12 protein-coding genes and 1 pseudogene are annotated in these 13,957 nt (G+C 61.9%); 10 read left to right on the top strand and 3 right to left on the bottom strand.

The window, feature by feature from the left end; all coding sequences use genetic code 11:
* Window positions 1–43 precede the first annotated feature (43 nt).
* Window positions 44–820, bottom strand: coding sequence for a Crp/Fnr family transcriptional regulator (locus GDN70_RS25125; protein WP_095426564.1), 777 nt, complete (start codon window positions 818–820; stop codon window positions 44–46).
* 192 nt (window positions 821–1,012) lie between these two features.
* Window positions 1,013–1,306: pseudogene (locus GDN70_RS25120) on the bottom strand (gamma-butyrobetaine hydroxylase-like domain-containing protein); the annotation flags it as partial.
* Window positions 1,307–1,496: 190 nt separating this feature from the next.
* Here GDN70_RS25120 and GDN70_RS25115 point away from each other — a divergent pair.
* The 6 genes from GDN70_RS25115 (at window position 1,497) to GDN70_RS25090 (ending at window position 9,345) form a co-directional block, all read left to right on the top strand.
* Window positions 1,497–2,270, top strand: a complete 774-nt coding sequence (locus GDN70_RS25115) for a ferredoxin--NADP reductase (RefSeq protein ID WP_152103158.1) — start codon at window positions 1,497–1,499, stop codon at window positions 2,268–2,270.
* Window positions 2,271–2,374: 104 nt separating this feature from the next.
* Window positions 2,375–4,117 (top strand): fumarate reductase/succinate dehydrogenase flavoprotein subunit, encoded by a 1,743-nt coding sequence (locus GDN70_RS25110; RefSeq protein WP_038948947.1) that lies wholly within the window; start codon window positions 2,375–2,377, stop codon window positions 4,115–4,117.
* Window positions 4,118–4,149: 32 nt separating this feature from the next.
* A complete protein-coding gene (locus tag GDN70_RS25105; RefSeq protein WP_007593252.1) occupies window positions 4,150–4,383 on the top strand; it encodes a ferredoxin family protein in 234 nt (77 codons plus the stop codon).
* 2 nt (window positions 4,384–4,385) lie between these two features.
* Window positions 4,386–5,363 (top strand): HEAT repeat domain-containing protein, encoded by a 978-nt coding sequence (locus GDN70_RS25100; RefSeq protein ID WP_028143604.1) that lies wholly within the window; start codon window positions 4,386–4,388, stop codon window positions 5,361–5,363.
* Window positions 5,364–6,229: 866 nt separating this feature from the next.
* Entirely contained in the window at window positions 6,230–7,429 is a 1,200-nt protein-coding gene (locus GDN70_RS25095; RefSeq protein WP_038948946.1) for an ABC transporter substrate-binding protein, read from the top strand.
* A gap of 113 nt (window positions 7,430–7,542) precedes the next feature.
* Window positions 7,543–9,345, top strand: a complete 1,803-nt coding sequence (locus GDN70_RS25090) for an AMP-binding protein (protein WP_049806588.1) — start codon at window positions 7,543–7,545, stop codon at window positions 9,343–9,345.
* A gap of 96 nt (window positions 9,346–9,441) precedes the next feature.
* Here GDN70_RS25090 and GDN70_RS25085 read toward each other — a convergent pair whose 3' ends face one another.
* Complete coding sequence (locus GDN70_RS25085; RefSeq protein ID WP_028143607.1) at window positions 9,442–9,954, bottom strand: helix-turn-helix domain-containing protein; 513 nt, start codon at window positions 9,952–9,954, stop codon at window positions 9,442–9,444.
* A 235-nt stretch (window positions 9,955–10,189) separates the two neighbouring features.
* On the opposite strand from GDN70_RS25085, the gene GDN70_RS25080 reads away from it, so the two are divergent.
* From GDN70_RS25080 to GDN70_RS25065, 4 genes are read left to right on the top strand one after another with little or no spacing between them, the layout of a single operon-like run.
* A complete protein-coding gene (locus GDN70_RS25080) occupies window positions 10,190–10,819 on the top strand; it encodes a 2-hydroxychromene-2-carboxylate isomerase (RefSeq protein ID WP_028143608.1) in 630 nt (209 codons plus the stop codon).
* Between the two features lie 43 nt (window positions 10,820–10,862).
* Window positions 10,863–11,600, top strand: coding sequence for an SDR family oxidoreductase (locus GDN70_RS25075; protein WP_028143609.1), 738 nt, complete (start codon window positions 10,863–10,865; stop codon window positions 11,598–11,600).
* A 13-nt stretch (window positions 11,601–11,613) separates the two neighbouring features.
* Window positions 11,614–12,795, top strand: a complete 1,182-nt coding sequence (locus GDN70_RS25070) for an acyl-CoA dehydrogenase family protein (protein ID WP_028143610.1) — start codon at window positions 11,614–11,616, stop codon at window positions 12,793–12,795.
* Between the two features lie 24 nt (window positions 12,796–12,819).
* Window positions 12,820–13,950 (top strand): acyl-CoA dehydrogenase family protein, encoded by a 1,131-nt coding sequence (locus GDN70_RS25065; protein WP_028143611.1) that lies wholly within the window; start codon window positions 12,820–12,822, stop codon window positions 13,948–13,950.
* The last annotated feature ends 7 nt before the right edge of the window (window positions 13,951–13,957 follow it).

Below are 13,957 nucleotides of genomic sequence, written 5' to 3'. Positions count from 1 at the left end.
ATAAAGCCGCTTGCCTGAGCAGGGGCGATGGTCGCAAATTCGGTCAATCGGATGCGTGGCCGCGCATCTCCTCCAGCACGTCCGTCCGGCAGACCACGATCTGTGACCGCCTGGTTTGCACGATTCCCTTCTCCTGCATCCGCTTCAGGCTGATCGTGACCCATTGCCTGGTGGCACCGACCATGTGCGCGATGTCGGCATGGGTAAAGGCGGCCGCGATCACCCTGCCATCGGCGTCCTCAACACCATAGAGCTCGACGAGATGCAGCAGCAAATGCGAAAGGCGCTGCGTGATCGAGCGCGTTCCCAGCATCTGGGCGAGAGCCGAATAGCATTTGCCCTTGAACGTCAGGCCTTCGATCAGGCCGATCGCAAGGTTCGGGATCTCGACGGCGAGGGATCGCAGCTCCTTTCCGGGAAGGTGCACGACGCTGCAATTGCTGGACGCAACACCGGACCATTGATGCACCGTGCCCTCGAACACTTCCGGCCCGCCGACGAAATTGCCGACATGCCAATAGGCCAGCGTGATCTCGCGCCCGAGTGGGGAGGTGTAGAACACCCGGATACGGCCGCTCTCGATCAGCCAGATGCCGTCATGCTTGCCCCCCTGGCTGAACAGCGTCTGGCCGCGGTTGAGCACTTTTCGGCGGCCTTGCTTCAGCACCTGCTCCCGCTCGCGCGGGGAGAGCTTATCCATCAGCGGCGGGGGCCCGCCGATCCATTGCTGGTTCTCGGTGAGCAGCAGCGAGGAGCTGCCTGCAGGCCGGACTGCCGGGGGAACAGCCCCGCGCACCGCATTCGCCGCCTGCAACATCATCTGCCTCCGGAACGTTCAAATCGTTCTAAAGAGGAGCAATGTCCGTGCCAGATGGGAAAGCGCAAACTTCCTGCGTCATTCCGGGATGCGCGCAAAGCGCGCAGGCCCGGAATCCATAGCCACGAGCGGGGGTTATGGATCCCGGGCTCGCCCTTCGGGCGCCCCGGAATGACGAGTGTGGATGCGGGTCAGGCGCCCCGCCAGGCTCAGCAAATACGTCTTCGGGTAAATCCCCCTGTTATGTCCGTCCGAGAACGAGATGTTCAGCCCATAGCCGAGATCGCCGATCTCGGTGATGGCGATGCCGGGAAAGTGTTCGGGGAAACGGCCGTCGAAGCGGGCGCGGATGCAGTGGGCGCATTTGCAGGAGAGGCGAAGTTTTTCGGCAGGGACGCTCAGCGCGTCGTCCAGCGTGGTGCGGACGAGGAGCATCGCCAGATCGGCGCTCGCTTCGTAGTCGGCCACGGTCGGTACTACCAAGGTCATGGTCATGACGTATCTCCGACCCTCTTCTACGGCGTTGCAGACGAGTGCGAATAGCAACTAGTTGCCAACGCCGGCCGCTCTCCGATCATCGCCCGCGAAATGTGAAACTAATCGACCGGGAGTTTCACTTCCGCGTTGCCGGATGCCCGTCTCTCCGAAACCTTGTGCGCGATCGAGGCACGGAGACGAGATGAGCGCATTTCAGAAAGAGACGGTTCTGTCGGTCCGGCACTGGACCGAGTCCCTGTTCAGCTTTACCGCGACGCGCGATCCCGGCTTTCGCTTCCAGAACGGCCAGTTCGCCATGATCGGGCTGGAGGTCGAGGGCAAGCCCTTGATGCGGGCCTACAGCATGGCGAGTGCCAATCACGAGGAAGCGCTCGAGTTCTTCTCGATCAAGGTGCAGGACGGTCCGCTGACCTCGCGCCTCCAGAAGATCAGCGAAGGCGACATCATCCTGGTCGGCCGCAAGGCGACGGGGACGTTGATCACCGGCGACCTCATTCCGGGAAAGCGCCTCCTGCTGCTTTCGACCGGCACGGGGCTCGCGCCGTTCGCCAGCCTGATCAAGGACCCCGACGTTTACGAGAACTACGAGACGATCGTGCTCGCCCATGGCTGCCGCCAAGTCTCTGAGCTCGCCTATGGCGAGCACGTGGTCGAAGGCCTCCGCAATCACGAATTCTTCGGACCGCTGATCCGCGACAAGCTCGTCTACTATCCGACCGTCACCCGAGAGCCGTTCAGGAATCGTGGCCGCATCACCGATCTGATCGCCTCGGGCCAGCTCTTCGACGATATCGGGCAGGGCAGCCTCGATATCGAGACCGACCGCATCATGCTCTGCGGCAGCCCGGCGATGCTGGAGGAACTGCCCGCAATGTTCTCCGCGCGTGGCTTCGTCGAGGGGAACCACAGCCAGCCCGGGCATTTCGTGATCGAAAAGGCGTTCGTCGAGCGCTGAGGGGCAAATCGCGTCCCGTCGACAACTAATTGCTATCGCCGCGACGCCCTCTGAACAAATCTGATGCAAAGGCGCCGGAAATGCCGGCGAACCAGGAGCAAGCGATGGCACTAGATCAGATCGTCGACGGATTTTCGGAGGTTTCCTGCGATGTGCTGGTCATCGGCGGCGGCACAGCCGGCCCGATGGCTGCACTGAAGGCGAAGCTGAAGAATCCGAAGGCCAATGTCGTCCTGCTCGAAAAGGCCAACGTCAAGCGCTCCGGCGCGATCTCGATGGGCATGGACGGCTTGAATAATGCCGTCATCCCCGGCTATGCGACACCGGAGCAGTACACCAAGGAAATCACCATCGCCAATGACGGCATCGTCGACCAGAAGGCGGTCTATAAGTACGCGCAGAACTGCTACGGCATCATCGAAGAGCTCGACAGCTTCGGCATCCGCTTCCTGAAGAACGAGAACGGCGACTACGCCGTCAAGAAGGTGCATCATATCGGCACCTACGTGCTGCCGATGCCGAACGGCGAGACAGTGAAAAAGGCGCTCTACCGCCAGCTCCGGCGCGCCCGAATCCTGATCTCCAATCGCTACATGGCGACGCGACTGCTCAAGTCGGCAGATGGGCGCATCGCTGGCGCGGTCAGCGTCAATACGCGTACCGCAGAGATGCTGGTGATCAAGGCCAAGGCCGTCATCCTGTGCATGGGCGCGGCCGGCCGCCTGGGTCTGCCGACCTCCGGCTACATGTTCGGAACCTACGAGAATGCTGCCAATTCCGGCGATGGCTATTCGATGGCCTACCACGCCGGCGCCGCGCTTGCGAACCTCGAATGCTACCAGATCAATCCGCTGATCAAGGATTACAACGGTCCCGCCTGCGCCTATGTCGCCGGTCCCTTCGGCGCCTTTACCGCCAACAACGAGGGATCGCGCTTTATCGAATGCGACTACTGGTCCGGACAGATGATGCTCGAATTCTACAACGAGCTGCTGTCGGGTAAGGGCCCGGTGTTCCTCCAGCTCAAGCATCTCCACCCGGATACGATCTCGGAAATCGAATCAACGCTGCACAAGGTGGAGCGGCCGACGCGTGGCCTGTTCCAGCAGGGACGCGGGGTCGATTACCGCAACGATTCGATCGAGATGCACATCTCCGAGATAGGCTTTTGCTCCGGCCATAGCGCCTCCGGCGTGTTCGTCGACGACAATGCGCGCACCACCGTGCCCGGCCTCTACGCCGCCGGCGACATGGCGAGCGTGCCGCACAATTACATGCTCGGCGCCTTCACCAACGGCGCGGTGGCCGGCATCGACGCGATGGAGTTCGCCGACAGCCACGACTTCGCGGAGTTCGATGCCGCCGACGTGGCCAGGGAGCGCGACCGCGTGATGGCGCCGACCAGGCGCGAGGACGGCATTCCGCCGAACCAGGTCGAGTACAAGACGCGGCGCCTGGTCAACGACTATCTCCAGCCGCCGAAGGTCACGCGCAAATACGAGCTCGGCATGCGCCGCCTCGCCGAGGCGCGGCAAGACATGCAGGAGCATATGATCGCACGTAACGCACACGAGCTGCTCCGCGCCCTTGAAGTGCAGTCGATCATGGACTGCGCCGACATGGCGGTACATGCCTCTTTGTATCGCGAGGAGAGCCGCTGGGGCCTCTATCACTGGCGCACGGATTTCCCGGAGAAGGACAACGAGAACTGGTTCTGCCACACCCTGCTGAGCAAACAGAACGGCAGGATGACCAGTGAGAAGCGCGCGGTCGAACCCTATGTCGTCCCGATCGCGGACGACGAGAAGGACCTCTACGACAAGCAGCGCATCCGCGCGACCGCCTGATCCATCGAACGACAAGCAACAGGAGATCTACGATGCCTCTCGCGTCCTATCAGACGTCGGTCCCGGTGGTCGTCGACGACGCCAAATGCATCGCCGACAAGGGCTGCACCGTCTGCGTCGACGTCTGCCCGCTCGACGTGCTCCGCATCAGCGACATGACCAACAAGGCCTACATGGCCTATGACGAGTGCTGGTACTGCATGCCCTGCGAGGCCGATTGCCCGACCGGCGCCGTCACCGTGAACATTCCCTATCTCTTGAGGTAGTCATGTCGAGTCCGTTCGAATCCTATGACGATCTCGAAGACGCCGACGAGCGGTTGCAAGCCGCAGATCCGGCCGAGCGGCGCGTCGCCATCATTGCGCTCGGCCATTCCGGCGATCCGGTTGCGGTCGCGCATCTCGCCAACATGGTGTCTGATCCCGACGCGGGCGTGCGCCAGCAGGTCGCGATGGCGCTCGGCGAGTTCGACGGGCGGGAAGCGGCGAATGCACTGGTCAAGCTGCTCGTCGATCCCGAGCGGATCGTGGCGTCGGCCGCAGCCGACAGTTTGGCCGAATTCAAGGATCCCGCTTGCGCCGAAATCATCCTGCCGCTGGTCAAGCATGCCCACGCCTTCGTCCGCATGGGCGCGCTGCGCGCGCTCAAGGAGTTGCGCCGCAAGGACACGCTGAAGCCTGCGCTGGAAGCGCTCCAGGATGGTGACGCGGCCGTCCGCGTGCAGGCGATCGGCGTCATCGGTTTCCTGAAGCTCGAAGAGTCGATCCCGGCGCTCACCGCGCTGATCCATGATCCCGACGCCCATGTGCGCCGCGCCGCGGTGAGCGCGCTCGCCTTCTCCCAGATGAAGCCTGCGGCCGAGACGATCACCCGCGCACTCAGGGATGCGGACTGGATGGTCCGGGAGATGGCAGCCGAGACGCTCGGGCTCAACGTCAACGGCTCGCTCGCCGCCGATCAGCTTATCGTCTCACTTGCCGACGGGTTTTGGCAGGTTCGGCTCAAGGCGATCCGCAGCCTCGGCAAGATGAAGGTCGAGCGCGCCCTGCGTCCGATCGGTAACTGCATCAACCATGAGCAGGCGAATTTGCGGAAGGAGGCGGCTGCCGCGCTCGGCGAGATCGCCGCCCCCGAAGGCGAGGCATACCTCGTGGTGATCGCCAACGATCCCGATCCTGACGTGCGCAAGAACGCGCGCTGGGCGCTACAGCAGATCGCCGCGCGAAAGGGGAAGGCGGGGCCGTAGGGCGGAAAGGGCCAGTACAGCCTTATTGTACCGTTGTGCCAGGTGGCGACCTTCATGTCTTGCTCTCGCGCAACGCGGCTTTCAGAACCTTGCCGTTTGCATTGCGCGGTGGCGGTGTCATGCGCAGTGAGACTGTTTCCGGCACCTTGTAGTCTGACAATCGCTCCGCGCAGCGCGGATTGGCGAGCGACCCCATCTTGGAATCAGGGTCGCTGCCGTCCGACCTTGAACGTCTTGGCGCCATCCACGAACTTGGACCCGTAGCGTCCGTGTCGCGAGATCACGGGCGGCGTCGCCTGCGCCCGGAACGTCTTGAAGACCCTGGAATTCTCCCCTCTCAGTGAAGCGTGCTCCCGCTTTGACGTTCCTTTGTCTATGGCCTGAGCCCTTCAATCGAGCGCCGCGCATCTAAGCGGATCGCTGGCCTGCTGGCCGGGCGTGTTGCAGCGCAGCCCTCGGTGCCATTTTACGGTTCACCTCCGATCATCTCGTAAGTTCAAGAACAGAATGAACTGGTCTTGTATTGTGACGCGCGATATCCGGGGCCGAAAGGGGCGTCTCCGCGCCTGGAATCGGTATCAGCCTCTACCCGTGCCGCTGTCGAATTATGAGTACAACTCTTCGCAAGATCGCAAGCGCTTCGTCCTTTGTCAGGGGTGTTGCATCTAAGCGCTTGACGAGTTCAAAAAAAGAACTGTAGGTTCGAGGAATGAGGCGGCCGATCCAAGAGCCGCAACGGTTGATGCGCTTGGCCATCGACGCTTGGCGAGCGCGCTCGATCTCGCACGGCATGACGCCTGGCGAGTCGTAGAGACGCATAAGAATTGAACGGCGCACCCGAAGAGTGCGCATCAGGGAGGATGCCGATGTTGCCGAGATGGAAGAGTCTTGCCGTTCTGCTCGTGCTGTTGGGCAGCCCGGCATTCGCGGCCGACGAGCCCGGGGTTACGGCGACGGAAATCAAGATTGGCGGGGTGTTTCCGTTCAGCGGACCGGCTTCATCGATCGGTCTCGTGGGCAAGGGGCTGATCGCCTACATTCAGTCCCTGAATGATCGCGGCGGCATCAGCGGGCGCAAGATCAATTACGTCGCCTATGACGATGCCTATAGCCCGCCCAAGGCGGTGGAGCAGGTTCGCAAGCTCGTTGAGAGCGATGAAGTTGCATTCATGTTCGGCCAGCTCGGCACTCCCGCCATTTCGGCAACGTCAAAATACCTGAAGTCGAAAGGGGTGCCCAGCATCGCGATCGTCAGCGGATCGTCCAAGTTCACTGACGTCGCCAGTTACCCGCTGATCACGACAGGTCTCGTCAGCTACGATACCGAGGGAAAGATCTACGCAAAATACCTCACGAAGGCTCTGCCGAACGCCAAATATGCGATCCTCTACCAGAATGACGACCTCGGAAAAGACTACGTCAACGCCTTCAAGGCGTTTCTCGGTAAGGACTACGATCGCAGGGTCGTCACCGCGTCCTATGAGGTCACTGAACCGACCGTCGATTCGCAGATCACCAACCTGAAGAGCTCCGGTGCGGATGCCCTGATGATCGCGGGCACGCCGAAATTCGCTGCGCAGGCGATCCGGCAGGCCTCTTTGATCGGCTGGAAGGCGACCGTCATCATCAACTTTCCGTCCGGCTCGGTTGGAGGCACGCTCACGCCGGCCGGCCTCGACAAGTCGACTGGCGTGATCGTCGGCACCATCAACAAGGATGTCGTGGATCCGAAGTGGAAAGATGATCCCGGCATGCAGGCCTATCGGGCGTTTATCGACAAATATCTGCCCGGCGTCGATATCACCAACGGCAGCTATCTCACAGGTTATCAGCAGGGCATCCTGCTGGAACAGATCTTGAAACAATGCGGCGATGACCTGTCCCGCAAGAACATCCTGGCGCAGGCCAAGAACCTCCGGGACTTCGTCGTCCCGACCGCACTGCCGGGCATCAAGATCAACACCAGCGAAACCGAGAACATGATCTGGACGCAGATGCGCCTGCAGCGATGGACCGGCTCGACTTGGGAAGCCTTCGGAGAAGTGCTGGACGCCAGGTCCGAATGAGCACGTAACAGGCGAGAGGCGAGCGGCATTGACGACGTGCCGGCGCCGGCGTCCTGCGCGACACGAGCGCAACGGCTGCGATCGCCATTCCGGTACTTCAGGAGATCAATTCGATGTCGACGAAGGCACTGACGTTTGCGCCGCGCGAGGTTTCAATCGAGCGCCGACCAGATGGCGCGCTCATATTGAGCTCACCCCTCGAGTGGAAGCCGTGTGACTGGCGTATCACGGACTTTCTGCCGAGCTGGGCAAGCACCACCCCGGACCGGATATTCCTCGCGCAGCGCAATGCGAAGGGTGGGTGGGACGAGATCACCTACAGCGAGGCATGGTCTCAGGTCCAGGCGGTAGGCCAAAGTCTGCTTGATCAGGGCGCAAAGCCAGCGGACAGGCTGGCCATCCTCTCCGGAAACTCGATCGAGAACGCCGTGGTTTCGTTTGCGGCGATGTCTATCGGCGTCATCCTGGCCTCGATATCGCCAAACTACACGCTGATGCCCGGTGGACTTGCTCGTCTCAAGGACATCGCCGAAGTGCTGCGCCCGAGCTTCGTGTTCGTCCAAAGCGGACGTGAGTTTTCCGCAGGCCGTACCATTCCGGAATTGGCGGCCGCGACCTGGATCAGTGTCGATGGCGCGCCGGACACGGTGCCCTTCCGTACCCTCATAGCCAAAACCGCGTGCGACGGATTTGCCGAGGCATCTCGTGCGGTCTCGTGCGACGCGGTCGCCAAGATACTCTTCACGTCGGGTTCGACAGGCTTTCCGAAAGGCGTGCTCAACACCCACCGCATGATGGCAAGCTCCCTGCAAATGGGTAGCCAGCTCGTGTCTCCTCCGGCTGCGCCAGTCCAGGTGGAGTGGCTGCCTTGGCACCACACGATGGGCAGCAACGTCATTCTTCACGGCATCCTCAAGAACGGCGGGACGCTCTATATCGACGACGGCCGTCCGCTGCCGCAGCTCTTTCATAAGACTGTCGCCAATCTCAAGGAAGTGTCGCCGACCGCCATGTTCAACGTGCCTGCCGGCTATAACCTGCTGTGTGACGCGGTCGAGAAGGATCTCGATCTGGGCGCCAGTGTCTTCAAGCGGATGGACCGAATGAGTTATGCCGGCGCTGCAATTTCAAAGGACACGCTGGAGAAGCTCTATCGCTTGACACTCTCGGTGACCGGCCGGCGAATTCCGGTCATGTCGGGTTACGGTACGACCGAAACCGCCCCGACCATCAGTACGACCCATTGGGCGACAGATCGACCCGGCGAGATCGGTCTTCCCGCGCCGGGACTGCGGCTCAAGCTCATTCCGGTCTCGGATACTTACGAGGTCAGGGTCAAGGGACCCAACGTCACGCCGGGTTATCTCGGGCGGCCGGATTTGACGGAAATGGCCTTCGACGAGGAAGGCTTCTATCGCATCGGCGATACTGTCTCGTTTCTGGATCCGCAGAAGCCTGAGCTCGGGCTGCGCTTTACCGGACGAATTTCCGAGAACTTCAAGCTTGCGAATGGGACCTGGGTCTCGATCGGCAATATGCGCGCGGCAATCCTGGCCGCAACGCGCGGTGTCTTGCTCGACATGGTGGTCGCGGGCGAAAATCGTGAGGCGTGCGCGCTGCTCTGCTGGTTGAATCCCACGGAGGCCGCACGGATCTCGAAAACTCCGGGTGCGGATTTGACCTCGGATCCCGCCGTGGTCGGGTTCCTGCTGGATCGCTTTCGGGACTACAATGAGACCGTCGGAAGCAGCGAACGGATCTGCTCCTTCGTTCTGCTGAAAGACCCGCCATCAATGGCGGCAGGCGAGATCACCGACAAGGCCTATGTCAACCAACGCGCGGTGCTGAAAGTTCGATCCGAACAGGTTGAGCGTCTCTACACCCACGAAGCTGGCGCCGATGTGATCCGGGTCTGAGAGCGAGCCTGTCCCGTGCGGTCGTTACTCACTCCCTTGCCGCCAGATCGCATCTGGCGGCACCTCCGGCCGCGGGAGGCCTTCGATGCGCGAGCCTCAGGCGGCCCGCGAGCGTGCCTTTGTTTTCGAGGTCGTCGGCGCCGCTGCCGCCGGCGCGCTGCGAGCACCCGGCCCGGGATGAGTATGAACCTCCTTGGCCGACAGCGGCTCGCCGCATTCGGAGCACACCATGACCGGATCGAAATCTTTTCCGCACTTGCGATGCTGGTGCAGCAAGGGGCGGCCGCGCTCGTCGACCATGTGAATATCGCCCCAATGCACGATTGCCATCATGATCGGATACAGATCGAGCCCCTTCTGGGTCAGGATATATTCGTGCCGCTTGGGGGATTCCTGGTAGGGAATGCGGCGCAGGATGCCCTGCCGAACCAACTTCTTCAGACGTTCGGCAAGCAAATGCCGCGTGATTCCGAGTGCCGACTGAAATCCCTCGAAGCGGCGCGTGCGCAGAAAACACTCGCGCAGGATCAGAAGAGTCCAGCGATCGCCGATCACGCCGATAGTTCGGGCCATCGAGCACGGCTCTTCCTCGAGTTCCTTCCACTTCATCCACACACTCCAGTCGCCGCCGCGGCACGGACCTCGTCTCGAATCGTTGCAGAGGCCGGCGCGGATTTGCCATTCTAGATAGGTACTAAACTCCAAACAATACCCTTCCAGACTAGACCAAATCAGCAGATTGCGGGAGCATTTGACAGTTCTATTTTAGAACTGTATGTTTGAGGAAAGTCAGGCCGGCGACCGGATCGCCAGTGCAAGCACATGTTCCGCGGGAGGAGCCGAGATGACCTTGAAGATTGAATTCCAATTCGATTTCGGCAGCCCGAACGCTTATCTGGCCGAGGTGGCGATTCCGGGTATCGAGCAGCGCACGGGTGCGAAATTCGATTATGTTCCGGTCTTGCTTGGCGGCATCTACAAGGCGACGGGCAACATGTCGCCGTTCGACTCGCTTCGTGGGATCAAGAACAAGCCGGAATATCAGGCGCTTGAGACCCAGCGGTTTATCCGCCGCCACAACGTCACGAAATTCCGCCAGAATCCCTTCTTTCCCGTCAACACGCTGATGCTGATGCGGGGCGCCGTGGCAGCCCAGTTCGAGGGCGTGTTCGAGTCCTATTTTCGCGCGGCCTATCACCATATGTGGGAGGAGCCGAAGAAGATGGACGACGTCGAAATCTTCCGGAACGCGTTCATGGCTTCGGGGCTCGATATCGACAGATTGATCGCTCGCGCCCAGCAGGACGACGTCAAGAAGAGGTTGATTGATCTGACCAGCGATGCCGTCAGCCGAGGCGCGTTCGGGTCGCCAACCTTCTTCGTCGGCAAGGAGATGTTCTTCGGCAAGGATCAGCTTCGTGACGTCGAGGAGTCCATCCTCGAGCAAACGAGGCCAGTCGCAAGGACGGCATAGAGCCGTCGAGCTAACGAAGTTCAATCCAACCGGGAGACGATCCATGCAAAAGAGAAATGCAACCGTCGCAGTGATCGGTGCCGGCGACTATATCGGCGGCGAGATCGCCAAGAAGTTCGCCTCGGAGGGCTTCATGGTGTTCGCCGGGCGCCGGAACGGGGCCAAGCTCGAGCCGCTCGTCAAGGAGATCGAGGCCGCCGGAGGCGAAATCCATGCATGCTCGCTGGATGCCCGCAAGGAGGAGGAGGTCATCTCCTTCCTCGCCGATGCCGACAAGCATGCGCCGCTCGAGGTCTGCATCTTCAACATCGGCGCCAACGTCAACTTTCCGATCCTCGATACGACCGAGCGGGTCTTCCGCAAGGTCTGGGAGATGGCCTGCTATTCCGGCTTTCTCGCCGGCCGCGAGGCCGCGCGGCTGATGCTGCCTCGCGGCGGCGGCAAGATCTTCTTCACCGGCGCGACAGCGTCGCTCCGCGGCGGCAGCGGTTATGCCGCCTTTGCCAGCGCGAAGTTCGGCCTGCGGGCGGTGGCCCAGGCGATGGCGCGCGAGCTCGGCCCCAAGAACATTCACGTCGCGCATCTCATCATCGATTCCGGCGTCGATACGGAATGGGTGCGGCAGCGCCGGCTCGAGGCACTCGGTCCGAATGCGCTCGACGATCCCGATCTCTTGATGCCGCCGTCGTCCGTCGCTGCGTCCTATTGGCAGCTTTATCAGCAGCCGAAGAGCGCGTGGACATTCGAGCTGGAAATCCGTCCCTTCGGCGAGAAGTGGTAAGGAGGCCCTTACGATGGAGCTTGCGCTGTCTGCCGATGACGAGGCTTTCCGCGATGAAGTGCGCGCCTTCATCGCGGACAATTATCCGGCGGAGATGCGCGTGCCCAATCCGGAGACCGACCTGACCAAGGAGCAGTCACTGCTCTGGCACCGGATCCTCCACAAGAAGGGCTGGATCGCGCCGCTGTGGCCCAAGGAGTATGGCGGGCCGGGCTGGACGGTCACACAGCGGTTCATCTTTGAGCAGGAAACCTCCCGGGCGGGAACGCTGCCGCCGCTTGCCTTTAGCGTGACCATGGTCGGGCCGGTGATCTACACGTTCGGCAACGAGGCGCAGAAGAAGAAGTTTCTGCCGCGAATTCTCTCCGGAGAGGATTGGTGGTGCCAGGGCTATTCGGAGCCGGGCTCCGGCTCGGACCTTGCGACCGTCAGAACCAAGGCGGTGCGCGAGGGCGACCACTACGTCGTCAACGGGCACAAGACCTGGACCACGCTGGCCCAGCACGCCGACTGGATCTTCTGCCTGGTGCGAACTGATCCGAATGCGAAGCCGCAATCGGGAATCTCCTTCCTGCTGATCGACATGAAGTCGCCCGGCGTCACCGTTCGGCCGATCATCACGATCGACGGCAGTCACGAGGTCAACGACGTCTTTCTCGAGGACGTCCGCGTGCCCGTCGACAACCTGGTCGGCGAGGAGAACAAGGGCTGGACGTACGCCAAGTTCCTGCTCGGCAACGAGCGCACCAGCATGGCGGGCATCGGCCGGTCCACCCGCTATCTCCGGAAGCTGAAGCAGATCGTGAAGGCCGAGATACCGGCCGACGATCCGGCGCATCTGGGATTTCTACGCGACATCGCCCGCGTCGAGCTCGACGTGCTGGCGCTGGAGGCGACCGAACTACGCGTGGTTGCCCAGATGGCGCGTGGTATCGATCCCGGTCCGGCGGCGTCGCTGTTCAAGATCCGCGGCACCGAGATCTTCCAGGACATCACCGAGCTCACGCACCGCGCGATCGGCAATTATGGTCTTGCCATCCGCGAGCATCCGGTCAGTGACAACCACTTCATGCCGGGTCCGGACTACGGCCACACCGCGTCCGAGAAATATCTGAACGCGCGCAAGCTCAGCATCTACGGCGGATCCAACGAGATCCAGCGAAACATCATCGCCAAAGCCGTGCTCGGGCTCTAAGCCACGGCGGATCGGGAGGACCGGATGGATATTCAGTTCACGGAAGAGCAGGAATTACTGCGATCCAGCGTTCAGCGCCTTCTGCGCGACCAGTATGATTTCGAGGCGCGGCGCAAGATCGTGGCGAGCGAGGAGGGGTTCAGCCGGACGCGGTGGAGGGCCTTCGCCGAGCTCGGCCTGCTCGCTGCACCGTTTTCCGAAGATGCCGGCGGCCTCGGCGGCGGTCCGTTGTCGACCATGATCGTCATGCAGGAGTTCGGCCGTCACCTCGTCGTCGAGCCTTTCGTCGAAACGGTGGTGCTTGCTGGCGGCCTGATCGAGCAGCTTGGCACGTCCGAGCAGAAGCAGGCATTCATCCCAGGCATCATCGACGGCTCCAGGATCTGGGCGCTGGCCTGGACCGAGAGGGCCTCCCGGTTCGATTTCGCCAATATCGCGACCAAGGCGCGGCGCGAGGGAGACGACTACGTTCTGAGCGGCGAGAAGACCATGGTGATGGCAGCGCCTTGGGCGGATCATCTGATCGTTTCGGCCCGGACCGCCGGCGACAATCGCGACCGCGGCGGCGTCAGCCTGTTCGTGGTCGACCGCCATGCCGCGGGCGTCAATCTCCAGAGCTTCAAGACGATCGACGGACGCCGCGCCGCCGAGATCAGCTTGCGCGAGGTCCGCGGGCAATTGCTGGGAGCAGAAGGCGAGGGCGTTGCCGCGCTGGAAACCTGTCGTGACCGCGCGATCGGCGCGCTCTGCGCCGAGGTCGTCGGCGCGATCGGCGAGCTGAATGCCGCAACGCTGGACTATTCAAAGACCCGCAAGCAGTTCGGCACCGCCATCGGCTCCTTTCAGGTGTTGCAGCATCGCATGGTCGACATGTTCATTGCCCATCAGGAGGCGCTCTCCCTGATGCAGCATCTCAATCTCAGCCTCGACGCCGGTGATTCAGGCCTGTCGCGGCTCGCCTCCGGGGCCAAGTCGAAGATTGGCTATGCCGGGAAGTTCGTAGCCGACCAGGCGGTGCAGCTTCACGGCGGCATGGGAATGACCGACGAGCTGAACGTCGGACACTATTTCAAGCGAATCTCCTCCATCAACATCCAGTTCGGCGATCCCGCGTTCCACGTGCTGCGCTACGCGCAGCTGGATGCGGCCGCGTAAAGAGAAG

Origin of the sequence: Bradyrhizobium sp. TM102, from assembly GCF_009176685.1 — a bacterium.
Classification (GTDB): Bacteria; Pseudomonadota; Alphaproteobacteria; order Rhizobiales; family Xanthobacteraceae; genus Bradyrhizobium; species Bradyrhizobium ottawaense.
The sequence above is the reverse complement of the archived record's forward strand: the minus strand, read 5'-3'. Positions and strand labels throughout refer to the sequence as shown.